The 623-nt window shown below is 57.1% G+C and carries 1 protein-coding gene; it reads left to right on the plus strand.

From position 1 onward, the window contains the following. A partial coding sequence (locus M3P21_RS22415; protein ID WP_249713726.1) for an IS3 family transposase occupies positions 1–623 on the plus strand: 623 nt, incomplete at both ends.

Here is a 623-nt window from a genome sequence, read left to right on the forward strand (position 1 = left end):
GAGCCGAAGGGCGAAAGCGCTGAGAACCTGCGGCTTATGGAAATCATCGACAAGCAGTTCCTGGAGACGCCGTGGTACGGGTCGCGCCAGATGGCCCGCTACATGCAGCGCAATCACCACAAATGCGGGCGTCACCGGGTCCGTCGTCTGATGCGCCTCATGCGGTTGGTCCCGATCTATCAGGAACCCAACACCAGCAAAAAACATCCGCAGCATAAGATTTGGCCATACTTGCTGCGGAACGTGGTGATTGACCGGCCCAACCAGGTCTGGTGCGCAGATATCACCTATATTCCGATGCGACGGGGTTTCCTGTACCTCGTGGCCATCATGGGTTGGTACAGCCGCAAAGTGCTGGCCTGGCGGCTATCAAACAGCATGGACGCGGAGTTCTGCGTTGACGCCCTGAAAGAAGCCTTGGCCAACCACGGCACACCCGAAATCTTCAATTCTGACCAGGGCAGCCAGTTCACCAGTGGTGCCTGGATCGAGGTGCTGAACGACGCCAAGATCAAGATCAGCATGGACGGCAAGGGCGCATGGCGCGACAACCGCATGATTGAACGGCTCTGGCGATCCCTGAAATACGAATGCGTCTATCTGCATGCCTTTGAAAAAGGCTC

The organism is Ruegeria spongiae (assembly GCF_023502395.1).
Taxonomy (GTDB): domain Bacteria; phylum Pseudomonadota; class Alphaproteobacteria; order Rhodobacterales; family Rhodobacteraceae; genus Ruegeria_C; species Ruegeria_C spongiae.